This is a genomic window from Tardibacter chloracetimidivorans (genome assembly GCF_001890385.1).
Classification (GTDB): domain Bacteria; phylum Pseudomonadota; class Alphaproteobacteria; order Sphingomonadales; family Sphingomonadaceae; genus Tardibacter; species Tardibacter chloracetimidivorans.
The window spans coordinates 1,502,874-1,527,649 of sequence record NZ_CP018221.1 but is presented as its reverse complement, the minus strand read 5'-3'; the positions used below and the strand labels follow the sequence as shown (position 1 = coordinate 1,527,649).

Sequence of the window (24,776 nt, the reverse complement as noted above, 5' to 3'; positions counted from 1 at the left end):
TGAAGCCTTCGCTTCGCTCCACTGCCGGTCGTTGAACCCGTAGCGGAGTACCGGACATGAAGGCCCCGATCAAAGCCAGAACCTCCCTTCTCGCGCTGGCGCTGTTGCTCGGCGGCTGTGCCGCAACGGCATCCCCTCCGCCGCAGCAGGCGGCAGCGACTTCCGGGGTCAGTGCGGCCGATGCCGACGCCTTTGTCGCGGCGGCCGAAAAGGAGCTGTTCGACTTCTCGGTCTTCAACGCGCGGGTGCAGTGGATCAACAACACCTACATCACCGAAGACAGCGATGCCGTGGCCGCCCGCGTCGGTGCGGAGGGCACCGAAATGTCGGTCCGGCTGGCGAAGGAGGCCGCCCGGTTCGACAAGACGCCCGGCCTTTCCGTCGACACCCGCCGCAAGCTTGGCATATTGAAGCAGGGCATCGTCCTGCCAGCGCCGTCGACTCCGGGCGCTGCGGCCGAACTCAACACCATCGCCACCCGCCTCCAATCCACCTATGGCAAGGGCAAGGGCACGCTGGACGGCAAGCCGATCTCGGGCAACGACATCGAAGAGAAGATGGGCACCGTCCGCGATCCCGCGAAGCTGAAGGAAATGTGGGTAAGCTGGCACAAGGTCGGGCAGCCCATGAAGGACGATTATGTCCGCATGGTCGATATCGCCAATGCGGGCGCGCGCGAGCTTGGCTTTGCCGACACCGGCGCGATGTGGCGGGCGGGCTATGACATGCCCGCCGACGAATTCGCAGGGCTGACCGACAGGCTGTGGGATCAGGTGAAGCCGCTCTATCTCCAGCTGCACTGCTACACGCGGGCGAAGCTGAACCGGAAATACGGCGATGCGGTGCAGCCCGCGACCGGCCCGATCCGCGCCGATCTGCTGGGCAATATGTGGGCGCAGGAATGGGGCAACATCTATGATGTCGTCGCGCCTCCGGGATTGGGCGATCTCGGCTATGACGTGACCGATCTGCTGGTGGCGAACAAATATGATCCGCTGAAGATGGTGAAGACCGGCGAGGGCTTTTTCTCCTCGCTCGGGTTTGCGCCGCTGCCCGAGACGTTCTGGCAGCGCTCGCAGATCACCCGGCCGCGCGACCGCGAGGTGGTTTGCCATGCCTCCGCCTGGAACCTCGACAACAAGGACGATCTCAGGATCAAGATGTGCACCAAGGTCAACGGCGACGATTTCGTCACCATCCACCACGAGCTTGGGCACAACTACTATCAGCGCGCCTACAACCAGCAGCCTTTGCTCTACATGAACGGCGCGAACGACGGCTTTCACGAGGCGATCGGCGACATGATCGCGCTGTCGATCACGCCCGATTATCTGGTCCGGATCGGGCTTCTGGACGAAAAGCAGGTGCCGTCGGCCGACAAGGACATCGGCCTGCTGCTGCGTCAGGCAATGGACAAGGTCGCTTTCCTGCCCTTTGGCCTGCTGGTCGACAAATGGCGCTGGGGCGTGTTTTCGGGCGAGATCACGCCGGACAATTACAACAAGGCGTGGACCGACCTGCGCCACCAGTATCAGGGCATCATCCCGCCCGTGCCGCGAAGCGAAGCGGATTTCGATCCCGGCGCGAAATTCCACATCCCCGGCAACACGCCCTACACCCGCTATTTCCTGGCGCGGCTGCTCCAGTTCCAGTTCTACAAGGCGGCATGCGACCAGGCTGGCTGGAAGGGGCCGCTCCACCGCTGCTCCTTCTATGGCAACGAGCAGGTCGGCCAGCGGCTGAACGCGATGCTGGAGCTGGGCGCGTCAAAGCCGTGGCCCGATGCGCTGGAAGCCTTCACCGGCGCGCGCGAGATGGACGGCACGGCGATGATCGCCTATTTCCGGCCGCTGATGACCTGGCTTGAGGAACAGAACAAGGGCCGCCAGTGTAGCTGGTGAGTTGCCTGCCGAAGTGAAATCCAGCCTTTCCGGTTTCTTGACCGCCCGCCGGGCGCTGTGCTGAATGCGCGCGCCTTTCCAGCGGCATGGCGGCATATGTGAGGACGGCCGAATGACGATCACCATGTACGGGATCAAGAACTGCGAGCAGCCTGCGTCCCTTTATTGACGGAAGAGGGCCGATCTCTTACCGTCGGCACTTTCTCTCTAGTTTCCAGCCAGATAGCTGCTAGTACGAACAGCAAGCGGGGGTATAGATGAACGTTGGGGAAATCGAGAGGCTAGCTAATTGGTACCTAGAGTACTTTCAACCGCTAAGCAAAAGTTATCAAAGACTAATAGCTCCCATCCAGCACAATGCCAGTCAGCCTAATAAACAGCCCTTTGAAACACAGCTGACCAACGTTCTCAACTATCTCAGGGGGATGGACTTTGAAGTGCTCTCACTCCAGCAAATCAGGTTGCTGGATCAGTTAGGCGTTAGCCGCTTTCTTGGAATCGAGGGGGCTAACTTTATAGAGGCGACAATCAAATCATCGAATTACGATCCGGCGACCGCTCTGAGCGAATTGAATGCAGCATTCAGTGCCCTGTCAACGGCGGGTAAGCACTTTGACGCATTTCTCAATGCGTTGAATGGTCTCAACCTGCGCAATGCTGGCCCGGAAGACGATGGCGATCTTATCACAATTCGCGTTGGCTTCCAGAAGGAAGCAGCGATCAACAATCTGACCGAATGGAAGGACTCTGCGAAGGACTGGTATGATATTGTCCGAGGGCTAGCTCTTGCTTCCAATGAGGCGCCGGAAGAGACCCGTGTTGTCGGCGCTACTACAGGTTCAATCATCCTTATCCTGGCAGGGACGGCTGCTGTCACAGCGATGCTTGCAATTATCTCTAAGCATGTTGCCGGTGTTGCGAAGGACGGGTTGGAAGTACTTAACTTGATGGAAGACCTGCGACAAAAAAAGCTGCTCACAACAACGATGGAACAGGAACTCCAAAGCCTTATTGAGACACGTAAGATAGATGCCTTAGACACTATCTTGGGTGAGTTGAAGCCGCTCTTGGCGGATGCTAACGGCGACAAAATCCCTGCGCTGAAAAACTCAATCAAGAAGCTGCTCACATTCAACGAGAAGGGGGGCAATGTAGATTTTGTTGCTCCCGATGGCGGTGAGGATGATGAGGAAGCCAATTTTGAAGGCAATGAGGAATCTAGGCCGGAAAAGGGCAATGCGGCTCTTTCCGCTGCACGAGAAGCCATTCGCGGGTATCAGGCCGTCCGCGAACAATTAAAGATGTTATCCTACCAGCGATCCCCTGCCGAACGAGGCGAGGGGGCTTGAGGTATTACAGTTGAAAGTTTTTCGATGACGATCACCATGTACGGGATCAAGAACTGCGACACGATCAAGAAGGCGCGCAACTGGCTTGAGGCGCGCGGCATCGACTATCGCTTTCACGATTACAAGGCGGCAGGCATAGACGGCGCGAAGCTGGCGGAATGGAGCGGAAAGCTGGGCTGGGAAAAGCTGCTCAACCGCGCCGGGACGACGTTCAAGAAGCTGCCGGACGCCGACAAGGCGGACATCGACGAAGCAAAGGCGATCCGGCTGATGCTGGCCCAGCCTTCCATGATAAAGCGGCCGGTGCTGGATACGGGCGACGCTTTGCTCGTCGGATTCAAACCGGAAATCTATGAACAGGGAGTGACGGCGAAGTGACACGACGGCTGATTTCCAGCGGATCGCCTTTTGAAAAGCAGGTGGGTTATTCGCGCGCGGTGGTGGACGGCGACTGGTGCTTCGTCGCCGGCACGACCGGCTATGATCCGGTCACCAAGGTGATGCCGGAAAGCGCGGCAGAACAGGCGAAAAATGCGCTTGCCGTGATCGAGAAGGCGCTGGGGGAGGCGGGCTTCGCGCTCGCCGACGTGGTCCGCGCGACCTATTATTTCACCGACGCCGCCTATTGGGACGAGGTCGGCCCGACGCTTGGCGCTGCCTTTGGCGACATTCGCCCGGCCGCGTCCGCGATCGTCGTCGGGCTTGTGAAACCGGAAATGAAGGTCGAAATTGAGGTGACGGCGCTGAAGCGCGGCTGATCCGGAACGGGAGCGAACCGATGTCCACCACCTACACGCTCGACACGTCGACGAGCCGGGCAACGCCCACGCCCGCGCCGATGAAGCGGCTGACGGTGCCCGCCATCGGCAAGCGCAAGGGCGGCGAACCGCTGGTGATGCTGACCGCCTATACCGCACGCATGGCGCAACTGCTCGATCCGCATTGCGACATGCTGCTGGTGGGCGACAGCCTGGGGCAGGTGATCTACGGCCTGCCCTCCACCCTGCCGGTGACGCTCGACATGATGTGCGCCCATGGCGCGGCGGTCGTCCGTGGCTCCTATCATTCGGTCGTGGCGATCGACATGCCGTTCGGCAGCTATGAGGCCTCGCCCGAACAGGCGTTTCGCAGCGCCTCGCGCGTGATGGCGGAAACGGGGGCCGCCGCGGTCAAGATGGAAGGCGGCGAGGCGATGGCCGAGACGGTGCGCTTTCTGGTGACGCGCGGCATCCCCGTCATCGGCCATGTCGGGCTTACGCCGCAGGCGGTGAACGTGCTTGGCGGCTATGGCGCGCGCGGCCGCTCGGCGGAGGAGCAGGCAAAGATCGCGTCGGACGCCAAGGCCATAGCCGATGCGGGCGCGTTCGCGATCGTGCTGGAAGGCGTGATCGCGCCGCTTGCGGACCGCATCACGGCCGAGGTGGCTTGCCCGATCATCGGTATCGGCGCATCCGCCAATTGTGACGGACAGGTGCTCGTCATCGACGATATGCTGGGGATGTTCGAGCGCGTGCCCCGCTTCGTGAAGCGCTATGGCGACATGGCGAGCGAGATTTCAGCCGCCGTTCAGGCCTATGCCGGAGAAGTGCGGAGCAGGGCCTTTCCGGGAGAGGACAACATCTATCTTCCGAAGCCTTGAAGGCGGGCCTTGAGCACGGGGGGCGCTCCGCCTAAGGTCCGCCCGCTCATGACACGGAGTTCGCCGTTTGGCCCAGAATAAAGAAGTCGACGAAGCCTTTCTGCGGGAGGTGGATGATGAACTGCGGCGCGACCAGCTTGCAGGCTGGTGGCGCCGCTGGGGCCGCTGGCTGGTCGTTCTCGTCGGGCTCGGGCTGATCGCGCTTGCCGCCTGGCTGTGGTGGCAGGAAGAGCAGAAGCGGCAGGCGGGGCTGCTCGGCGAAACCTTGGTGCAGGCTTTCCAGAGCGCGGAATCGGGCAACGAGACCCGCGCCATCGCCGGTTTTTCGGAACTCAAGCTGTCCGGCAACAACGCCTATCGCGCGGCCGCGATGCTGGGCGAGGCCGAAATGGCCGCCAAGCAGGGCGACGCCAAGAAGGCGGCCGACGCCTTCGGCAAGGTGGCGGCGGACATGAACGTGCCCGAGGCCTATCGCAATCTGGCGCTGGTGCGGCAGACGGCCTTGCAGTTCGACAGCCTGAAGCCGGCCCAGGTGATCGCGCGGATGAAGCCGCTGGCGATTGCGGGCGGGCCATGGTTCGCCTCCGCCGGAGAAATGACGGCGATCGCATATCTGAACGACAACAAGCCTGATCTGGCCGGGCCGCTGTTCGCGGCGATTGCAAAGGACAAGGATGCGCCGGCTTCGGCGCGGTCGCGCGCGGCGCAAATGGCCGTGGCGCTCGGAATCGATGTTGCGCCGGATCAGGCGGCGGGTGAGGCGGGAGCCACTGAATGAAGCGCATAATATTTGTTTTGACGGCAGCCGCACTGGTTTCCGGCTGCGGCATCTTTGGCGGCGGCGGCGACAAGAAGCGCACTCCGGTGCTTGGCGAGCGTTTGCCGATCCTCGTCTATGAAGCCAACGCCGAGCCCGATCCTGAACTCGCGGACGTCACCATCGTGCTTCCCGCGCCCCGGACGAACGAGGAATGGACACAGCCCGGCGGCAATGCATCGAAGAACATGGGCCATCTGACGGTCACCCAGCCGCTGGACCGGGCGTGGAGCGCATCGATCGGCAAGGGCAGCACGTCCAGGGCGCAGCTGGTCGCGGGGCCTGTCGTCGGCGCAGGCCGGGTCTACACGATCGACACCCGGGGCGAGGTGCGCGCATTCGACGCACGGAGCGGATCGGTCGTCTGGCGGTCGGACCTGGCAAAGCGCGGCGATTCCGACGCCACGGCGTTCGGCGGCGGCGTGAGCTACGGCAATGGGCGCGTCTTTGCGACCACCGGATGGGGCAAGGTCGTCGCGCTCGACGCGACGACCGGAAACGAGGTCTGGCGGACCAGTCTCAACGCACCGCTGCGCGGCGCGCCCGCCGTCGACGGGGATCGCGTCGTCGTCATCACCCAGGACAACCAGATCGCGACGCTTTCGGCGACCGACGGCAGCACCCTGTGGGAATCGGCGGGAACGATCGAAACCTCTAGCCTGCTGGGCGCCGCGACGCCCGCGATTGCGCTTGATACCGTGGTCGCCGGCTACTCGTCGGGCGAACTGGTCGCCATGCGCATCGAGAACGGCCGTCCGGTATGGCAGGACACGCTTGCCCGGACGGGCGTCGCAACCTCGGTGGCGATGCTTTCCGATATAGACGCTTCTCCCGCGATCGATGAGGGCCGCGTTTTCGCCATCGGCCAGGGCGGCCGCATGGCTGCGGTTGAACTCGCGACCGGCCAGCGTGTGTGGGAAGTCAACATCGCCGGAATCTCGACGCCATGGGCGGCGGGCGACTGGGTTTATGTCGTGACGTCGGACGCGCGGCTGCTGTGCCTTTCGCGCGGCACCGGCAAGATACGCTGGGCGACGCAGCTTCCCGCCTACAAGAACGAGAAGAAGCGGAAGAACCCGATCCGCTGGTCAGGGCCGGTGCTTGCCTCCGAAGGCCTGTTCCTGGTCAGCACCCATGGGCAGATGATCAGCGTGTCGCCGTTCGACGGGGAGATCGCCTCGCGGACGAAGCTGTCCGACGGCAGCCACCTGAGCCCCATCGTCGCCAACAACACGCTTTATGTGCTGACCGAGGACGGGAAGCTCAGCGCCTGGCGCTGAGCTGTTCCAGCTTCGGCCGGACGATTTACGCTTTGGCCTGGAACTGAAAAACATGTCCATCCTTCCGGTCGTTGCGATCGTCGGCCGCCCCAATGTCGGCAAGTCCACGCTGTTCAACCGGCTGGCGGGCAAGAAGCTGGCGCTGGTCGACGATCTGCCGGGCGTCACGCGCGACCGGCGCGAGGGTGAGGGACGGCTGTTCGATCTCGATTTCCGGATCGTCGACACGGCCGGTTTCGAAGAGGCCGATCCCGATACCCTGCCCGGCCGGATGCGCGCGCAGACGGAGGCGGCGCTGGGCGAGGCGGATGTCGTGCTGTTCCTGATCGATGCGCGGGCGGGCGTGACTCCGCTCGACAAGACGATCGCCCAATGGCTTCGCGTCCAGCCGCGCCCGGTCATCCTTGTCGCCAACAAGGTGGAAGGCCGCGCGACGAGCGAGGCGGGCCTTTCGGAAAGCTATGAATTGGGCCTCGACGAGCCGGTTGCCTTTTCGGCCGAGCATGGCGAGGGCATGGTCGAGCTGTACGATGCGCTGCGCCCCTATATCGATGCCTTTGTCGAGGCGCGCCAGATCGAAGCGGCCGAAGACGCCGAGGGGGAGGACAGCGCCGACGGGCCGCTGAAACTCGCCATCATCGGCCGACCGAATGCAGGCAAGTCCACCCTCATCAACCAGCTTCTGGGGCAGGAGCGGCTGATCACCGGGCCGGAGGCCGGGATCACGCGCGATTCCATTTCGATAGACTGGGAATGGCAGGGCCGCGCCGTCCGCCTGATCGACACGGCGGGCCTCCGTCGCAAGGCGAAGGTGACCGAAAAGCTTGAAAAGCTGTCGGCCGCCGACACGCGCCGCGCGGTCGATTTCGCCGAGGTGGTCGTCCTCCTTCTCGACGCGACGCTGGGGCTTGAGGCGCAGGACCTGCGCATCGCCGACATGGCGCTGACGGAAGGCCGTGCGTTCATCATCGCGCTCAACAAATGGGACGTCGCCCACGACCAGAGCCGCCTGTTCCAGGGCGTCCAGGCGGCGCTGGAGGAGGGGCTGGCGCAGATCAAGGGCGTGCCGCTGCTCACCGTGTCGGGCAAGACCGGCAAAGGGCTGGACACGCTGATGAAGGTCGCCTTCGAGGCGCGCGAGAAGTGGAGCCGCCGCGTCGGCACATCCACGCTCAACCGCTGGTTCGAAAAGGCCATCGACAAGAACCCGCCGCCCGCGCCCGGCGGCAGGCGCATCAAGCTCCGCTACATCACCCAGGCAAAGACGCGGCCGCCGACCTTCATCGTGTTCGGCAACCGACTGGACGAACTGCCCGAAAGCTATCGCCGCTATCTGGTCAACGCGCTCCGGACCGGCCTTGATTTCGACGGCGTGCCGATCCGGCTGAACCTGCGCAGCCGGACCAATCCGTTCGACCGTTGAGCGCCGCCGCCGTCATCGACGCGCGGGGCCTCAGATGCCCCTGGCCGGCGCTCCGGCTGGCGCGCGCGGTGCGTCGGGCCGGTGGCGGCTGTTTCGAGTTGCTGGCCGAAGATCCGGCGGCGGCGCGCGACATCCCCCGGCTGGCGGAGGAGCATGGCTGGGAGATAGAGCAGCTTCCGGCCGATCCGCCGCTTCTCAAATGGCGAATTAACGCCTGATCGCAACCATTGGTTTACTGCTTCCGGCTAGGATCGCCCGGAGTGCGGGAGCGGGGGCTCATTGATGCTGGATCAGGTCGAGGACGAGATCGTCGATACGCGCGTTTTCGAGCGCGCCCGCGCCGAGCTGGGCGGCGCCTTCCTGCGCATCCTCAGCTATTTTCGCGAAGATGGCGTGAAAGCCGTCGACCGGATCGAGCATGCGATGCGCAACGGCGACTCCGCTTCGCTCGTGCTTCCCGCGCATACGTTGAAGGGTGAAGCGCGGCATTTCGGCGCATTGTCGCTGGGCGATCTTGCCGAAACCATCGAGATGGGCGCGCGCCGCTGCGTCGATCATCAGGAAACGCCGGAAGAGCTGCTGGTGCCGGTCGCACGCCTGCGTTCGATGTTCGAGCAGACGCTCGCCTGGTTCGACAAGGAAACCAATCCGCTGGTAGCCCGGCGCAAGCAGCAGAACCACGCTTCCTGAATCGTCCAATCCCGCTTTTTGGTTGAAGTCATTTCGGCGGCATGCTGCTATCCTGCCTCACGATTGGCGGCGGGAGTAGCGCGATGGACGGGGCGGGGCGACTGTCTGACCGGCTGGGCATGATCGCTGCGGCGATCATTCTGGCGCTTGGCCTCATGATCGGCGGCTATCTGCTCGGCAACGGGCTGGTGAGGGCGCGCGAGGCGGACCGGTCGGTCACGGTGCGCGGCCTTGCCGAACGCGACGTCACCGCCGATCTTGCGACCTGGACGCTCGCCTATTCGGCGCAGGGGTCTGAGCTTGGACCCGTTCAGGCGCAGGTCGACGCCAACACCAAGGTCATCGAGGACTTTCTGAAGGGCTTCGGCTTTCAGCCCGGCGAGATCAGCGTGGGCGGGGTGAATGTCAGTCAGTACACCAACAATAATGGCGTGCCGAACATCACCGTCCGCCAGCGCATGCAGTTGCGCACCACCAGGGTCATGGAGGCGCGCCGGGCCTTTGCGCGGCAGTTCGAGCTGGTCCGGCGCGGCGTGGCGTTGGAAGGCGAGTCGGGCATTGCCTACAGCTTCACCAAGCTGAACGAGGTCAAGCCGGCGATGATCGCCGAGGCGACGCGCGATGCGCGCGCCGGGGCGGAACAGTTCGCGAGGGATTCGGCCACCAGCGTCGGCACGATCAAGCAGGCGACGCAGGGCTATTTCTCCATCGGCGCGCGCGATGGGGACAATAGCTCTTCAAGCGAATCCCCATTCCAGAAGGTTCGCGTGGTGACGACGGTGGATTTCTACCTCGATTGAAGGGTCGCGAGGAACTTCTGAGCCTTCCCGCTGGTTGCGTGAACAGTGCGTCAGTGTTCGGACTCGAAGAGGAGAAGAAGATGAGCGCCCATCCGCCGGAATATCCCGAAAAGATCAGCGACGCCTTGCCGATCGAGGAAACCGACCGGACGATCGCATCGGACAAGGTGGAAGGAACGGCCGTCTATGACCTGGACGGGGAACGCCTCGGCCATATCCATAATTTCATGATCGACAAGCACAGCGGCGAGGTCCTTTACGCCGTGATGTCGTTCGGTGGCTTTCTCGGCATCGGGGAGCATTATCATCCGCTGCCCTGGAAGGTGCTGAAATATGACGAGGAACGCGGCGGCTATGTCGTGGGGATCAACAAGGACGCGCTGAAAGACGCGCCGCGCTTCGCCGCCGACGATTTTCCGGTGTTCGACGCGCGCTACGGCGCGGGCGTCTATGGCTATTGGGGGGTTCCGTTCCCCTGGTGAACGTCGCCGGGAGGATTGGCCTCGAGCGCGGCCCGAGCGGCGGCGCTGGCCGGGCCGTCGCCCTTCGCGGCGGCCGACCATTTCTCGCGGGCTTCGGCCAGCCTGCCTTGCAGCCCGGCGATATTGCCCGCCTCAAGTGCGATATTCGGGTCGCCGGGCGCGCGCTTTTCCGCCTCCGCGATGTGCAATGCCGCATGGGCGATGTCATTCTGCCGCCGGGCGAGGGTGGCCGATAGCAACCATCCCATCGGATCGCCCGGAACCAGTTCCAGCGCCCTGTCCAGATCGGCCCGCGCTGCGTCCGGCTGCCCCAGCTCCACCAGCGCCCGTGCGCGGTCGATATAAAGCTCGCCCTTCCAGTCATCGCTGCCGCCGCCGTGCGCCAGCGCGGTGTTGAACGCGGCCCGCGCCTTTTCGGCCTCTCCCGCTACAAGCCAGGCATTGCCCGCCTGACCCCATAGATCGGTGACGCGCTGGTCCTGCACCGCCTCCGCCGCGCGCGCCGCCTGCTCGAAGACGACCGCCGCGGGCGCCGCGCGATCCATCGCCATATAGGCGAGCCCCAGGCACTGCCGCGCCGGTATGTCGCCGCCCGTGGCCTGCCATGCCTGCGCCGCTTCAACGCCCGCGCTGGCATCCTTCTGCGCAAGCGCGGCGCATTGCCGGAACCTGTCCGTCTCGTCCCCGGAGGGCTGGGCGGCGACGGCGGCGAGAATCAGAAGCAGGCTCATTCCATCTCCAGCAGTTCGGACACGGTCGTCAGCAGCAGGCCGATGTCTTCCGGCCGCGACAGGCGATGGTCGCCGTTCTTGACCAGCACAGTCCGAACGTCGTCTGAACGAAGCGTGTTGGCGAGCTTGGGCGAGATCGGCCAGGGCACGTCATTGTCGTCATGCCCGTGGAGCAGCCGGACCGGAACGTCGATGGGGATGGGGTCGTTCAGCAACAGATTGCGCTCGCCGCTCTCCCAGAAGCGCAGCGTGGTGACATAGGGCGCCTCGTCATATTCCGACGGCTCCTCGATCCTGCCCTTCGCGCGGATCAGCGCCTTTTGATCGGCGGTGAAGCCCCAGCTGGTGAAATCGGGCGCGGCGGCGATCCCGACGAGCGCCTTCACCCGCTCCGGCCTTGCGCACGCCACCAGCAGCATCAGCCAGCCGCCCATGGAGGAGCCGACCAGCAGCACCGGACCTTCGACCAAAGTGTCGATCAGCTTCAGCACGTCGTCGCGCCAACGGTCGAGCGTTCCGTCCTCGAACGGCCCTTCCGACGCGCCGCAGCCGGAATAGTCGAGCCTCAGCATCGCCCGGCCCTCAACCCCCGCCCATTCCCAGAGCGCGATGGCCTTGGTTCCTTCCATGTCAGACATATATCCGGGCAGGAAAACGATGGTCGGGCCCTTGCCCCGGCGGTGGCGATAGGCGATGCGAACGCCGTCGCCGCGATCCATATAGTTGAGTTCGGTCATGGCTTTGCCTTGACAGTTTGCCCGGCCGTTTCCAAGGGTCGAGCGCATTTTTGACAACACACATGCAAGCGACTGGATTTATGGCCGACACTCTCTCCGTCACGCTTCCCGATGGCTCGGTGCGAGAGGTTGCGGCCGGAACGACCCCCGCCGATATCGCCGCAAGCATCAGCCCCGGGCTGTTGAAGGCCTCGCTCGCCGCGCGCGTCGATGGCGAGCTGCGCGACCTCGGGCGGCCGTTCGAGGCCGACGCGACGCTCTCGCTGGTGACGGCGAAGGACGAGACGGACGCGCTGGAGCTTGTCCGCCACGACTTCGCCCACGTGCTGGCGGAAGCCGTTCAGGCCCTGTTTCCGGGGACGCAGATCACCTTCGGCCCGTCGACCGAGGACGGATTCTATTATGATTTCGCGCCAAGGGACCGGCCGTTCACGGACGAGGACCTGCCCGCCATCGAGGCGAAGATGCGAGAGATCATCGCCGCCGACAAACCGCTCCGTCGGGAAGTCTGGAAGCGTGAGGACCTGATCGCGCGCTGGAAGGACGGCGGCGAGACGTTCAAGGCCGAATGGGCGGCCGAACTGCCCGAGGGCGAGGAACTGACCGTCTACTGGTCGGGCTCCGACTGGCTCGACATGTGCCGTGGGCCGCATCTGCCGTCGACCGGCAAGCTCGATCCGCAGGCGTTCAAGCTGACGCGGGTGTCGGGGGCCTATTGGCGCGGCGACCAGAAGAACGCGATGCTGTCGCGCATCTACGGCACCGGCTGGCTCAACAGAAAGCAGCTCGACGCGCACCTCCACCGGCTGGAGGAAGCGGCCAAGCGCGATCATCGCAAGCTGGGCCAGGAGATGGACCTGTTCCACCTCCAGCAGGAGGCGCATGGCTCGGTGTTCTGGCACCCCAGGGGCTATATGGTCTGGCGAGAGCTGGAAGCCTATATGCGCCGCGCCATCGACGGCGCGGGATATCGCGAGGTCAAGACGCCGCAGATCATGGACGCGCGCCAGTGGGAGCAATCCGGCCACTGGGGCAAGTACAGCGAGAGCATGTTCGTCATCCCCGACGAGACGCCCAATACCGAGGGCGAGGGTCCGGTGATTTCGGGCGAGGCGGACTGGATGGCGCTGAAGCCGATGAACTGTCCGGCGCACATCCTGATCTTCAAGCAGGGCATCAAGAGCTATCGCGACCTGCCGCTGCGCTTGTACGAGAACGGCTGCTGCCACCGCAACGAGCCGCACGGCGCGCTGCACGGGCTGATGCGCGTGCGCCAGTTCACGCAGGACGATGCGCACATTTTCTGCCGCGAGGACCAGATCGTCGAGGAAGTGCGCAACTTCTGCGCGCTCGCCGACCGGATCTACAAGGATTTCGGCTTCACCTATTCGATCAAGCTGGCGCTCAGGCCCGAAAAGCGGTTCGGCAGCGACGAGATGTGGGACCAGGCGGAAGCCGAACTGCGCGAGGCGGTGGTGGCGGCGGGGCTCGCGACCGAGGAATATGGCTGGGAAGAACTGCCGGGCGAGGGGGCCTTTTACGCGCCCAAGCTGGAATGGCACCTGACCGACGCCATTGGCCGCACCTGGCAGGTGGGCACGATCCAGTCGGACCGGGTGCTGCCCGAAAGGCTGGACGCAAGCTATGTGGCGGAGGACGGGGAGAGGCATCGCCCGGTCCTGCTTCATCGCGCGATCTTCGGCTCATATGAGCGGTTCATCGGCATATTGATCGAGCATTTCGCAGGCAGGCTGCCGCTCTGGCTCGCGCCGGTGCAGGCGGTGGTGGCGACCATCGTGTCCGACGCCGATTCCTATGCGCTTGAGGTGGTCGACAGGCTGAAGGCGGCCGGCATCCGCGTGGAGAGCGACCTCCGGAACGAGAAGATCAACTACAAGGTGCGCGAGCACAGTCTCGCCAAGACGCCCTATCTGCTGGTCGTGGGCAAGCGCGAGGCGGAGGAGGGCACCGTCACGATTCGGACGCTCGGCCAGCAGGAACAGACGTCGAAAACCCTTGCTGAAGCTGCAGAGTGGTTGAGAGGCGAGGCCATGCCCCCGGATCGGAAACAGCTGTTATCCACGTCATCCTGAACTTGTTTCAGGATCCATGAACACCGCCGTGACCCGTTCTCGCCCAACGGTGTTCATGGATGCTGAAATGAATTCAGCATGACGCGGAGCATGGGAAACCCGTGCGCCTATGCAACAGACGAATAAAAAGCGCGGTCGGGCCTCGCATGGGGCTTCCGCTTTGCGCCAAGGCACACTAAATCGCGTGCTTGGAATCTATCCGAGGCAACAACAGGAGAACCTGCCATACCACCGCCCATGTCAAGGCGCATGATGACGCCGCCGCCGCCCACCAATGGTCCTCGTTACAATGAATTCATCACCGTGCCGAAGGTGCGGGTGATCGACGAGGAGGGCGAAAACCTGGGGGTGATGTACACGCGGGAGGCGATCGAGCAGGCCGCCGAAGCGGGGCTCGACCTGGTGGAGGTTTCTCCCAGCGCCGATCCGCCCGTGTGCAAGTTCCTCGATGTCGGCAAGTTCAAGTACGAGGCCCAGAAGAAGGCGAACATCGCCCGCAAGAGCCAGAAGACGCAGGACATCAAGGAAATCAAGATGCGTCCCAACATCGACGATCATGATTATGAGACGAAGATGAAGGCCATCCACAAGTTCATCGGCGAAGGCGACAAGGTGAAGGTCACGCTGCGCTTCCGCGGCCGCGAACTCGCCCATGGCCAGCTTGGCATGCAGCTTCTCCAGCGCGTTCAGGAAGATACGAACGAGATCGCCAAGATCGAGCAGTATCCGCGCATGGAAGGCCGTCAGATGCTGATGGTGATTTCACCGAAATAGGCGTTCTCAAAGCCTGAGTCGAAAGCCCGCCCGACCCCGTCGCGGCGGGTTTTCTTCATTTCGCGCAGAGACTGGAGAAGCGATATCGCGCAGAGACGCGGAGGGCGCGGAGCGATTGGTGAAGCGAAATCCCGCGGCGTCCCGCTGCCGCCTCCAGAGCGCCATGAAGGGCCTTCGGCGCTCATGGCTTCTCTGCGCTCTTTGCGTCTCTGCGCGACATGAAGGGTGTGGTTGCTGAAGTTCAGCATGCCGTTGGAGTGTAAATGGGCGTCGGGAAGCCGTCATATCACCCCGTCAATTCACCGACAGGGCCGCGCCCGATAGCCTGCATCGCGCGCCGAAACCCGCGCAAATTCACGCTTTTGTCCAAACTGGCACGGCGTTTGCTGATCCCCTGTTGCCGGAATCCCGGCGATGAGGAGTTGCAGGACCGACGCTTATGGACGTGCTCGACAAATATTTCGGTGTGCATGGCGATGCTCTCGCACTGCGTTCGAAACGGCTGGAGATGCTCGCGTCGAACATCGCCAACGCCGCTACGCCCGGCTTTAAGGCGCGCGACATCGATTTCGCGGCGGAGCTGAAGCGGGCCGAAGGCGGGGGCGCCGGATTGCAGGCGACCAGCGCTGCCCATATTGCGCAAGGAACGCCGGGGTTCGGCGGCGACGCGCTGTACCGGATACCGGTCCAGTCGTCGCTTGACGGAAACACGGTCGAGCTTTCGGTCGAACAGACGAAGTTCGGCGAAAACGCCGTCCAGTATCAGACGACGCTCTCCTTCCTCAACGGCCGCATCAACACGCTGATGCGCGCGATGAAGGGAGAATAGCCATGTCCGGCCTTTCGATATTCGACATTTCCGGCCGCGCCATGTCGGCGCAGCTCGTGCGGCTGAACACGACGGCCAGCAACCTCGCCAACGCAGGTTCGATCGCGAAAAGCGAGGCGGAGGTCTATCGCGCCCGCAAGCCCGTGTTCGAGACCGTGTTCGACGAAACCACGGGCGGCGCGAACGCGACGGTGAAGGTGGACGAGATTGTCACCAGCACCGCAACGCCCGTGAAGCGCTATGACCCCGGCCACCCGCTGGCCGACAAGCAGGGCTATATCTACGAGGCGGCCGTCGACCAGACGCAGGAAATGGTCGAGCTGCTGGAAGCCTCCCGCCAGTATCAGAACAACGTCGAGGTCATCCAGACCGCGAAGTCGCTGATGCTCAACACCCTGAAACTTGGACAGTGAGGCAGCGATGAGCGGCACCTCGACACTTGATCTGAACGCACTCGGCATTCGCAGCTATGACGCGAGCAACGCGCCGACGAAAAAGACCAATCTCGACCAGGGCGATTTCCTGAAGCTGCTCACCACGCAGCTCAAGAACCAGGACCCGCTGAAGCCGGTGGAGAACGAAGCGTTCGTCGCACAGATGGCGCAGTTCTCGTCGCTGAGCGGCATCACCGAGATGAACACCAAGCTCGGCAATATTCTGGAAGCGATGAACCAGGGCCAGCTTTCGACCGCGACCGGGCTGGTAGGCAAATATGCGCTCACATCGGGCACGACCGCCGTCCAGGATTCGACCGGCGCGGTCTATGGCCAGATCGACATTCCCGAAGGTTCGACCGACACCAGCGTCGCGATCAAGGATTCCACCGGCAAGACGCTCAGGACCATCTCGGTCGGCGCGGTGGAGGCGGGCAAGCACGATTTCGCCTGGGACGGCAAGAACGACGCGGGCGAGGCTGTCACGCCCGGCCCGGTCACGATCGAGGCGACCGCCAATGTCGGCGGCAAGCGCGAGGCGCTCAACACCTCGGTCTATGCGCTTGTCCAGGCCGTCAGCCTTCCCACCGCCAATTCACCGATGACCGTCGAGCTGCTGGGCGTCGGGCCGGTGTCGTTCGACAAGATCCAGAAGATCAGCAGCTAGTTCCCGCAGCGTTTCAAAGCCTTCCCAAGGAGACCAGTCATGGCAATGTACACCTCGCTCACCGGCCTCAACGCCGCCCAGACCGACCTTTCGACCACATCAAACAATATCGCCAACGTCGGCACCATCGGCTTCAAGCGTTCGCGCGCGGAGTTTGGCGACATCATCTCCAGCTCGGCGCTTCAGAGCGCGGGCCGCGTCGCGGGTTCGGGCACGGCGCTGAAGACGATTAAGCAGCAGTTCACCCAGGGCGCGATCCAGTCGTCGCTCAACGTGATGGACATGTCGATCATGGGCGAAGGCTTCTTCATGGTGAAGTCGACGTCCGGCACCACCGACATGAGCTTCACCCGCAACGGCTCGTTCAGCGTCAACAGCGACCGCTTCGTCGTGGATAGCGGCGGCCAGGCGCTGCAGGTCTATCCGGTCAATGATTCCGGCACCGTCATTTCGACCAGCATCAGCGACACAAGGGCGCTTCGCCTGCCGCTGACCTCGGGCCAGCCCCGCGCGACGACGGGCATCAACCTGGCGCTTAACCTTCCGTCCGACGCGGAAGTGATCCCCAACAACCCGATCTACGATCCGGTGACGAACCCCTACACGTTCAACCCGGACAGCCCCACGACGTACAACAAGATGACGTCGACCACGGTCTATGACTCGCTGGGCAATCCGCTGGCGGCGGAAATCTATTATGTCCGCACCTCCAGCTCCAATTCGGCGGCCACCACCAACGACTGGAATGTCCACCTGATCGTGGACGGGACCGAACTGACGCCGTCGAGCGGCGCTTCGCCGATGCAGCTGAGCTTCGACACCAACGGCCAGCTCGTGACGCCCACCACCGGGATCGGCTTCAATCCGCTGCCGATCCCCGGCGGCGATCCGCTGACGGTATCGCTTGATCACGGCACTGCGACCACCCAATATTCCGATCCGTTTTCCATCATATCGTTCACGCAGGACGGCTTTCCTTCCGGCCGGCTGGACAGCGTCACGGTGGACAGCGACGGCGTGGTGCGCGCCAGCTTCACCAATGGCGAGACCCAGGCGCTCGGCAAGGTGGCGGTCGCGAGCTTTGCAAACCTGAACGGCCTGAAGCAGACCGGCGACGCCCATTACACCGCAACCGGGCTGTCCGGCGCGCCGATCCTTGGCGAAGCCGGGTCGAGCGGCGTCGGCACCATCCGGTCCGGCTCGCTTGAACAGTCGAACGTCGACATCACCGAGGAGCTGGTCAACCTCATCACCGCGCAGCGCAACTTCCAGGCGAATGCGAAGGCGATCGAGACCGACAGCACGATGACGTCGGCCATCATCAACATCCGCTCGTAACGCGATCTGACCGGGACCGGAGCCCATCATGGACCGCCTCGTCTACACCGCCCTGTCCGGCCTGCGCAGCACCATGTCTGCGCAGGACGTGCTGGCGCACAATGTCGCCAACGCGACCACCCTTGGCTTCAAGCGCGACATCAGCGCGTCGCAAAGCCGGGTGCTGCAGGGCGGCGAGTCGTTCCAGAGCCGCATTCAGGCGGCGGAGGGCGTACTCGCTCCCGATCAGGAGACGGGCGTCATCAACCAGACCGGCCGCACGCTGGACGTGGCGCTTCTGGGCGATGCCATGATGGCGGTTCAGGTGCCGGACGGGACCGAAGCCTATACGCGGCGCGGCGATCTCAGGATCGGCGCGACCGGCGTGCTGGAGACTGGCGACGGCTTTCCCGTCATCGGCGAGGGCGGGCCGATCACGGTGCCGCCCGCCAACAAGGTGGAGATCGGCGCGGACGGCACGGTCAGCATTCAGCCGCAGGGCGCGGAAGCGACCGAGGTCACGCAGATCGGCCGCATCAAGCTGGTGACCGGCGATCCGGCAAGGCTGAAGAAGGGCCTCGACAATCTGATGCGGTCCGACGACGGGCTGGAACTGCCGCAGGACCAGACCGCGCAGCTCCAGACCGGCAGCCTCGAATCCTCCAACGTCAACATGATGGACGCGATGGTGCAGATGATCGAGCAGGCCCGCGCCTATGAGGTGCAGGTCCAGCTGGTCAGCAGCGTGCGCGATATGGACGTGAACAGCACGTCGCTCTTGAAGCTCGAATAGTCAGGAAGGACCGGCAATGACCTCTGCCTTGCATACGGCACGAAGCGGCCTGGACGCGCAGGACATGCGCATGCGCGTGATCTCCAACAACCTCGCCAACGTCAACACCACGGGCTTCAAGCGCGACCGCGCCGAGTTCGAGACGCTGATGTACCAGAACTACAAGCAGGCGGGCGCGAACAGCGACCAGACGAACCAGTACGCGACCGGCCTCAACATCGGCACGGGCGTGAAGGTGGTCGGCACCGAGCGGATCAACACGCAAGGGGCGATGCAGGCGACCGACAATCCGACCGACATGGCGATCAACGGCCAGGGCTTCTTCCAGGTGCAGAAGCCTGATGGAAGCACCGCCTATACGCGCGATGGTTCCTTCAGCGTCAGCTCCGAAGGGCGGCTGGTGACGAACGACGGCTATCCGCTTCAGCCCGACATCAACATCCCCGAAGGCGCGCAGTCGCTCACCATCGGCAAGGACGGCACGGTGACCGTGATGGTCCCCGGGGACACCCAGCCGAGCCAGATCGGCCAGATCGAGCTTGTAAACTTCCTGAACCCGGCGGGTCTTCAGCCGCTGGGCGACAATCTGTTCGCGGAGACCGCCGCCAGCGGCGCGCCACAGGCGGGCACGCCGGGCATCGATGGCCTGGGCGAGATCAGCCAGAACATGCTGGAAACCTCGAACGTCAACATGGTCGAGGAACTGGTCAACATGATCGAGACCCAGCGCGCCTATGAAGTGAACTCCAAGGTGATCAGCACCGTCGACGGGATGATGCAATATGCCACGCAGAACATGTAATTTCAGTTCTCCCAAACCGTTCGTGCTTGGCGCAGTCCTTCCGCTCGTCGGTCTCGCCGCCTGCGCCGCGCCATATGAGCGGCCGTCGGCGGAGTTCGCGCCCAGCTATGCGCCGCCCGTCACCCAGCCCGCCCAGCCGACCGGCGCGATCTATCAGCCCGGCCGCTTCGCGAGCCTGGTGGAGGACAATCGCGCCCGGCGCGTGGGCGATGTGCTGACGATCGCGCTGGTGGAGCGCACCCAGGCGTCGAAGACGGCGTCGGCCACCAGCTCGCGCGACAGCGACATGAGCCTCACCCTGCCGGACGCTAAGCCCTTTTCATGGGTGCCGGACGGGCTGCTTTCGGGCGGCAGCGCACAGAGCTTCAAGGGGCAGGGGGGTGCCGCGCAATCGAACCAGCTTTCCGGGCAGATCACCGTCACCGTCGCCCAGGTCTATCCCAACGGCACGATGCTGGTGCGCGGCCAGAAGCTGATGAAGCTGAACCGGGGCGAGGAATATATCCAGATCGCAGGCATCGTCCGCCCGCAGGACGTGACGCCCGAGAATGTCGTGCTTTCCACCCGGGTGGCGGACGCCCGCATCGCCTATTCCGGCACCGGCGAGATAGCGCAGCAAAGCCGCATGGGCTGGCTGCAGCGCTTCTTCACCGCGATCACCCCGTTTTGAGGTGCTGAACATGCATCCCGATCCTTTTCCCGTCATTCCCGCGAAGGCGGGAATCCATGAACACCGCCGCGCCCGTGTTGGCGGCCGCCTGCGTTCATGGACCCCGGCCTTCGCCAGGGTGACGAAACATTTGCGGCTCGCGGCCATGGCGCTACTCTGTCTTGTCGCCACGCCCGCCTCGGCCGAACGGATCAAGGATCTGGGCAATTTCGCGGGCATCCGGACGAACCAGCTGGTCGGCTATGGCATCGTCGTCGGCCTCAACGGCACCGGCGATGATAATCTGGAATATACGATCCAGAGCATGAAGAGCGCGATCGCCCGCTTTGGCGTCGTCATCCCGCCCAACGTCAAGGCCAGCCTCAAGAACGCGGCGGCGGTGATGATCACCGCCGATCTGCCGCCGTTCGCAAAGCCGGGCCAGAAGATCGACGTCACCGTTTCCGCCATCGGCAAGGCCAAGTCGCTTCGCGGCGGCAATCTGCTTTTGACTCCGCTCGTCGGCGCGGACGGGGAGCCCTATGCGATGGCGCAGGGCAGCCTCGCCGTCGGCGGGCTTGGCGTGGAAGGCGGCGACGGATCGCAGGTGGTCGTGAACGTCCCTTCATCGGGCCGCATTCCCGATGGCGCGACGGTGGAGCGGATGGTCGACACCCCGTTCAACACCTCGCCCGCGCTGATGTTCAACCTGCGCGAGGCCGATTTCACCACCAGCAAGCGTGTTGCCGAAGCGATCAACGGCACGTTGGGGCCAGGCGCTGCCTCGCCGCTCGATGCGGTGTCGATCCAGGTGTCGGCCCCGATGGACGCCAGCCAGCGCATCAGCCTGGTCTCGATCGTAGAGAATATCGAAGTGAGGCCTGCCGATCCGGTCGCGCGCGTCGTCGTCAATTCGCGCACCGGTACGGTCGTGATCGGCGCCAATGTCCGCGTCTCGGCGGCGGCGGTCAGTCACGGCAGCATGACGGTGAAGATCACCGAAAATCCGCAGGTCAGCCAGCCGGGACCGTTCTCGCGCGGGCAGACGGCGGTGGTTGCCGACAGCGGCATCGAGGTGGAGCAGAAGGGCGGCAACATGTTCCTCTTCGCGCCCGGCGTCGCGCTGGACGACATCGTGAAGTCGGTGAACGCGCTTGGCGCAAGCCCCGGCGACCTCGTGGCCATATTGGAGGCGCTCAAGCAGGCGGGCGCACTCAAGGCCGAGCTGATCGTGATTTGAGGATGAAGTTTGCTCCACCCATGAACACGGGACCGTACATCCCTGCGCGGCGGCGTTCATGGATGCTGAACCAAGTTCAGCATGACGGTCAGAAGGAATGTGCAAGATGACCGCACCGATCAACAGCATCCAGTCTGCCGGACCGGCGGCGGTCGACGACAGCCGCCGCGCCAGCCGCGCCAATCTGGAAAAGGCGGCGCAGAAGTTCGAGGCGGTGTTCGTCAACATGATGCTGAAGGAGGCGCGCAAGACGAGCCTTGGCGGCGGCATGTTTGAAAATGACGCGATGAGGACCTTCCGCGACATGCAGGACGCGCGCTTTTCCGAGGAAATGGCAAAGCGCGGCACGCTTGGCATCGCAAAGGCGATGGCCGATTTTCTGGATCGGGCGCAGCCGATGGCGGCGACGGACGAAGCGAAGGGAGCGCCTGAATGAGCGACCTGCTTGGCCTTGGCGCGGCGGGCGTCCGCGCCTATCAGACGGCGCTCGACATCATCGGCGAGAATATCTCCAACGCCAACGTCGCCGGCTATGCGCGCCGTCAGGCGGTGGTGACCGAGAACCCGTCCGCCGGCACCGGCTATCCGCTGGTGCGCGACGTGAAGGCAGGCTCGGGCGTCAACGTCTCCGGCGTGCTGCGCGCCTATAACAGCTTTTTGACCAACGATGCCCGGACGGCGGCGGGTGATTATGCGCGTGCGGCCGCCAGGCAGGGCTGGCTCGATCAGATCCAGTCCTATCTCAACAATGATTCCCAGGGACTGGGCGGGCAGCTTACCGGCTTCTACAACGCCGCGCAGGACCTTGCGGCCGATCCGACATCCGGCTCGGCGCGTGACGCCTTTCTGGCATCGGCGGGCAAGGTCGCCGATCAGTTCCGCTCGCTTGCCCAGTCGTTCGCGGGCACGCGCACCGGCATCAGGCAGGACGTCGACCAGACGGTCGCGCGGATCAACGAGATCGGCCGTTCGCTTTCCAGCCTCAATTCCAGCCTGCGCCGCACGGCCGACGGCACCTCGCAGAACGCGGGGCTTGAGGACGACCGCGACCGGCTGCTTCAGGAGCTGGCCGGGCTGGTGAAGATCGACGCGGAGATCAGGCCCGACGGCACGGTCAACGTCCGGCTGGACAACAGCAACGGGCCGTTGCTTGTCGACCAGAGGGGGCCAAAGCTGCTCGGCGCGGCCGAAGCCAATGGCAAGATCCAGCTCACGCTCGACCCGTTCGGCAATTCGGGGCTGATCTCGGTCCCGGCCAGCGGCGCGCTCGCCGGCCTTGCCGACGCCTATGTCCAGCTTTCGGACAGCGCCGCCGCGCTCGACACTCTCGCCAATCAGTTCGTCACCACGGTCAACGCCGTGCACCGCCAGGGCGTTGACCTGAACGGCCAGCCGGGCGCGGACCTGTTCGCCACCAGTTCGCTTGCGGCCACCCCGTCGCGCACCAATGTGGGGCAGGCCACGTTGCGGATGGAGGTGACCGACCAGACGCAGGTTTTCCCCGGCGGCTACGAGCTTCGCTATGACGGAACGACCAGCCAGTGGACGCTGTCGCGCACCGATGGCAGCGCGTCGGTGTCTGGCACGGACTCGCTCGATCTTGACGGGGTCCACCTCGATCTTGGCGGCGCGCCGGTGGGCGGCGACTGGTTCGCGATCAAGGGGCAGACCGGCGCTGCGGGCATGCGCGTGCTGATCGACGATGGGGCAGAGGTCGCCGCCGCGGCGCCCTTTTCCGCCAGCATATCGGGGGACAATGAGGGCAGCGGCACGGTCGCGGTTCGCACCAATCCGGCGGCGGCCGCCATTCCAGCGCCTGCGCCTTCCAGCTTCGTCATTCAGGCCGGCGCGGGCAATATATATGAGATCATCGACGCCGCCGACACTGCCGTTCCGCCGACCGTGCTGGCGAGCGGCCCCTATGTTCCGGGCGCATGGATTCCGGTGAACGGCTTTGACGTTCAGCTGTCGGGCAGCCTCCAGCCCGGAGACAGCTTCACGGTGCAGCCGACGCCCGCCGGCATGGCCGACAACGGCAATATCCGGGCGCTCATCGACACGCGGCTCGGCAACCCCGGATTTGAAGGCAAGTTCACGCGCGAGGTGACGCGGGTCGCGACCAACCTCAGCGACACCACGGCGCTCGCCACCGCCGCCCAGGCCGTCCGCGACAAGGCGCTGGAGGCGCGCGACTCCGCATCCGCCGTCAATCTCGACGAGGAAGCGGCCGAACTCATCCGTTTCCAACAGGCCTATCAGGCCAGCGCAAAGATCATCGCGGCAGCGCGCGAGATCTTCCAGACCATGCTCGACATTCGGTGATGAACAATGCGTATCGGCAGCTTCCAGTCCTATAATTCGCAGACCAGCCGCATGGCGGACCTGCAATCGACGATCGATCGGCTCCAGACGCAGATCGCGACCGGCAAGCGCGTGCTGCGCCCGTCGGACGATCCGCTTGGCGCGAACCGGGTGGTCGATCTTCAACGCAGCATCACCGACAACCAGCAGTTCATCCGCAACATGGACACGATCACCACGCAGATTTCGCTGGCCGACAGTGCGGCGGAATCCATGTCGAACCAGCTTGTCCGGGCGCGCGAGCTTGCGATCATCGCGGCGAACGGCACCATGACCGCAACCGACCGGCAGAATATCTCGACCGAACTGGCCCAGATCATCGAGCAGGTGCTGGCGCTGGCGAACACGCGCGATTCCTCCGGCAACTATATTTTCTCCGGCGCGCAGGTCGGCGCACCCGCCTTTGCGCGCGACGCATCGGGCGCAATCCTCTGGCAGGGCAGCGGGGAGCCGCCCCGCGTTCCGGTCAACGCAGACGTCACCGTCTCCACGGGGGCGAGCGGCCTTTCGATGCTGTCGATCGACACGTCATCGGGCCGGCAGACGATCTTCCAGTCGCTGATGGAGTTCAAGGACGCGCTCGACAATCCGCCGCTGACGCCCGCCGATCAACCGGCGTTTCAGGCCAGCATGGACAAGGCGCTTGCAGACCTCAGCGCCGGGGTGGACCGGCTGATCGACCAGCGCGCCATCTTCGGCTCGCGGCTGGCGCAGGTGGATACGGAAAGCGAGCGGCTGAAGACGCTGGAGACGACGATGACCATCGCCCAGAGCAAGATCGAAAGCCTCGACGTGGCGGGCGCGATCACGCAGCTGCAAAGCGCGATGACCCTGCTTCAGGCATCGCAGCAGAGCTTCGCGCAGATCAAGAAACTGTCGCTTTTCCAGTATCTTTGATGGCGAAGCGTTAACCTGGCGGCGGCTAAAGTTTTTCCGGATCGGGTCGTTAAACAGATCAGGCGGAAAGA

Annotated in this window: 27 protein-coding genes; 25 read left to right on the top strand and 2 right to left on the bottom strand. The window is 64.1% G+C overall.

Annotated features, from left to right (window positions below):
• Window positions 1-56: 56 nt before the first annotated feature.
• The 12 genes from BSL82_RS07975 to BSL82_RS07920 all read left to right on the top strand — a co-directional run bounded on the left by BSL82_RS07975 (window position 57) and on the right by BSL82_RS07920 (window position 10,381).
• Complete coding sequence (locus BSL82_RS07975) at window positions 57-1,901, top strand: M2 family metallopeptidase (protein WP_158010743.1); 1,845 nt, start codon at window positions 57-59, stop codon at window positions 1,899-1,901.
• Window positions 1,902-2,158: 257 nt separating this feature from the next.
• A complete protein-coding gene (locus BSL82_RS07970; protein ID WP_072596802.1) occupies window positions 2,159-3,250 on the top strand; it encodes a hypothetical protein in 1,092 nt (363 codons plus the stop codon).
• Window positions 3,251-3,274: 24 nt separating this feature from the next.
• Entirely contained in the window at window positions 3,275-3,628 is a 354-nt protein-coding gene (locus BSL82_RS07965) for an ArsC family reductase (RefSeq protein WP_072596801.1), read from the top strand.
• Window positions 3,625-4,008, top strand: a complete 384-nt coding sequence (locus BSL82_RS07960) for a RidA family protein (protein ID WP_072596800.1) — start codon at window positions 3,625-3,627, stop codon at window positions 4,006-4,008. Before BSL82_RS07965 ends, BSL82_RS07960 begins: the two co-directional genes overlap by 4 nt.
• Window positions 4,009-4,028: 20 nt before the next feature.
• Window positions 4,029-4,889 (top strand): 3-methyl-2-oxobutanoate hydroxymethyltransferase, encoded by an 861-nt coding sequence (panB, locus tag BSL82_RS07955; RefSeq protein ID WP_072596799.1) that lies wholly within the window; start codon window positions 4,029-4,031, stop codon window positions 4,887-4,889.
• A gap of 67 nt (window positions 4,890-4,956) precedes the next feature.
• Complete coding sequence (locus BSL82_RS07950) at window positions 4,957-5,667, top strand: tetratricopeptide repeat protein (protein WP_072596798.1); 711 nt, start codon at window positions 4,957-4,959, stop codon at window positions 5,665-5,667.
• Window positions 5,664-6,986, top strand: coding sequence for an outer membrane protein assembly factor BamB family protein (locus tag BSL82_RS07945; protein ID WP_072596797.1), 1,323 nt, complete (start codon window positions 5,664-5,666; stop codon window positions 6,984-6,986). The genes BSL82_RS07950 and BSL82_RS07945 overlap by 4 nt, the downstream gene beginning before the upstream one ends.
• A 52-nt stretch (window positions 6,987-7,038) precedes the next feature.
• On the top strand, window positions 7,039-8,409 hold the full coding sequence (gene der, locus BSL82_RS07940; RefSeq protein ID WP_072596796.1) for a ribosome biogenesis GTPase Der: 1,371 nt from the start codon (window positions 7,039-7,041) through the stop codon (window positions 8,407-8,409).
• On the top strand, window positions 8,406-8,627 hold the full coding sequence (locus tag BSL82_RS07935) for a sulfurtransferase TusA family protein (RefSeq protein ID WP_072596795.1): 222 nt from the start codon (window positions 8,406-8,408) through the stop codon (window positions 8,625-8,627). The genes der and BSL82_RS07935 overlap by 4 nt, the downstream gene beginning before the upstream one ends.
• A 64-nt stretch (window positions 8,628-8,691) precedes the next feature.
• A complete protein-coding gene (locus BSL82_RS07930) occupies window positions 8,692-9,099 on the top strand; it encodes an Hpt domain-containing protein (RefSeq protein ID WP_072596794.1) in 408 nt (135 codons plus the stop codon).
• An 83-nt stretch (window positions 9,100-9,182) separates the two neighbouring features.
• Window positions 9,183-9,899 carry an SIMPL domain-containing protein gene (locus tag BSL82_RS07925; RefSeq protein WP_072596793.1) on the top strand — a complete coding sequence of 239 codons (717 nt, stop codon included), beginning with the start codon at window positions 9,183-9,185 and terminating at the stop codon, window positions 9,897-9,899.
• An 80-nt stretch (window positions 9,900-9,979) separates the two neighbouring features.
• Window positions 9,980-10,381 carry a PRC-barrel domain-containing protein gene (locus BSL82_RS07920; RefSeq protein ID WP_083579105.1) on the top strand — a complete coding sequence of 134 codons (402 nt, stop codon included), beginning with the start codon at window positions 9,980-9,982 and terminating at the stop codon, window positions 10,379-10,381.
• Here the strand turns inward: BSL82_RS07920 and BSL82_RS07915 are convergent.
• Both BSL82_RS07915 and BSL82_RS07910 read right to left on the bottom strand, forming a co-directional pair.
• Window positions 10,354-11,112 (bottom strand): tetratricopeptide repeat protein, encoded by a 759-nt coding sequence (locus BSL82_RS07915; RefSeq protein ID WP_072596792.1) that lies wholly within the window; start codon window positions 11,110-11,112, stop codon window positions 10,354-10,356. The two genes, BSL82_RS07920 and BSL82_RS07915, sit on opposite strands and share 28 nt — an antisense overlap.
• On the bottom strand, window positions 11,109-11,849 hold the full coding sequence (locus BSL82_RS07910) for an alpha/beta fold hydrolase (protein ID WP_072596791.1): 741 nt from the start codon (window positions 11,847-11,849) through the stop codon (window positions 11,109-11,111). Before BSL82_RS07910 ends, BSL82_RS07915 begins: the two co-directional genes overlap by 4 nt.
• Before the next feature lie 80 nt (window positions 11,850-11,929).
• Between BSL82_RS07910 and thrS the strand changes: the two genes are divergently transcribed.
• The 13 genes from thrS to flgL all read left to right on the top strand — a co-directional run bounded on the left by thrS (window position 11,930) and on the right by flgL (window position 24,705).
• A complete protein-coding gene (thrS, locus tag BSL82_RS07905) occupies window positions 11,930-13,942 on the top strand; it encodes a threonine--tRNA ligase (RefSeq protein WP_072596790.1) in 2,013 nt (670 codons plus the stop codon).
• 249 nt (window positions 13,943-14,191) lie between these two features.
• On the top strand, window positions 14,192-14,716 hold the full coding sequence (gene infC, locus BSL82_RS07900) for a translation initiation factor IF-3 (protein WP_418361275.1): 525 nt from the start codon (window positions 14,192-14,194) through the stop codon (window positions 14,714-14,716).
• Between the two features lie 439 nt (window positions 14,717-15,155).
• Window positions 15,156-15,545, top strand: a complete 390-nt coding sequence (gene flgB, locus BSL82_RS07895; protein ID WP_072596788.1) for a flagellar basal body rod protein FlgB — start codon at window positions 15,156-15,158, stop codon at window positions 15,543-15,545.
• Window positions 15,546-15,547: 2 nt separating this feature from the next.
• On the top strand, window positions 15,548-15,958 hold the full coding sequence (gene flgC, locus BSL82_RS07890) for a flagellar basal body rod protein FlgC (protein ID WP_072596787.1): 411 nt from the start codon (window positions 15,548-15,550) through the stop codon (window positions 15,956-15,958).
• Window positions 15,959-15,965: 7 nt separating this feature from the next.
• Entirely contained in the window at window positions 15,966-16,646 is a 681-nt protein-coding gene (locus BSL82_RS07885) for a flagellar hook assembly protein FlgD (protein WP_072596786.1), read from the top strand.
• A 39-nt stretch (window positions 16,647-16,685) separates the two neighbouring features.
• Window positions 16,686-17,984, top strand: a complete 1,299-nt coding sequence (locus tag BSL82_RS07880; RefSeq protein ID WP_072596785.1) for a flagellar hook protein FlgE — start codon at window positions 16,686-16,688, stop codon at window positions 17,982-17,984.
• Window positions 17,985-18,012: 28 nt separating this feature from the next.
• A complete protein-coding gene (gene flgF, locus BSL82_RS07875) occupies window positions 18,013-18,756 on the top strand; it encodes a flagellar basal-body rod protein FlgF (protein WP_072596784.1) in 744 nt (247 codons plus the stop codon).
• 16 nt (window positions 18,757-18,772) lie between these two features.
• Window positions 18,773-19,558, top strand: a complete 786-nt coding sequence (gene flgG / locus BSL82_RS07870) for a flagellar basal-body rod protein FlgG (protein ID WP_072596783.1) — start codon at window positions 18,773-18,775, stop codon at window positions 19,556-19,558.
• Complete coding sequence (locus BSL82_RS07865) at window positions 19,539-20,228, top strand: flagellar basal body L-ring protein FlgH (RefSeq protein WP_072596782.1); 690 nt, start codon at window positions 19,539-19,541, stop codon at window positions 20,226-20,228. Before flgG ends, BSL82_RS07865 begins: the two co-directional genes overlap by 20 nt.
• Window positions 20,229-20,238: 10 nt before the next feature.
• Window positions 20,239-21,447, top strand: coding sequence for a flagellar basal body P-ring protein FlgI (locus BSL82_RS07860; protein ID WP_418361274.1), 1,209 nt, complete (start codon window positions 20,239-20,241; stop codon window positions 21,445-21,447).
• A gap of 106 nt (window positions 21,448-21,553) precedes the next feature.
• On the top strand, window positions 21,554-21,883 hold the full coding sequence (locus tag BSL82_RS07855; protein WP_072596781.1) for a rod-binding protein: 330 nt from the start codon (window positions 21,554-21,556) through the stop codon (window positions 21,881-21,883).
• The gene (gene flgK / locus BSL82_RS07850) at window positions 21,880-23,769 is read left to right on the top strand and encodes a flagellar hook-associated protein FlgK (RefSeq protein ID WP_072596780.1); all 1,890 of its coding nucleotides are present in this window, start codon (window positions 21,880-21,882) and stop codon (window positions 23,767-23,769) included. The genes BSL82_RS07855 and flgK overlap by 4 nt, the downstream gene beginning before the upstream one ends.
• Window positions 23,770-23,775: 6 nt before the next feature.
• Window positions 23,776-24,705 carry a flagellar hook-associated protein FlgL gene (flgL, locus tag BSL82_RS07845; RefSeq protein WP_072596779.1) on the top strand — a complete coding sequence of 310 codons (930 nt, stop codon included), beginning with the start codon at window positions 23,776-23,778 and terminating at the stop codon, window positions 24,703-24,705.
• Window positions 24,706-24,776 lie beyond the last annotated feature (71 nt).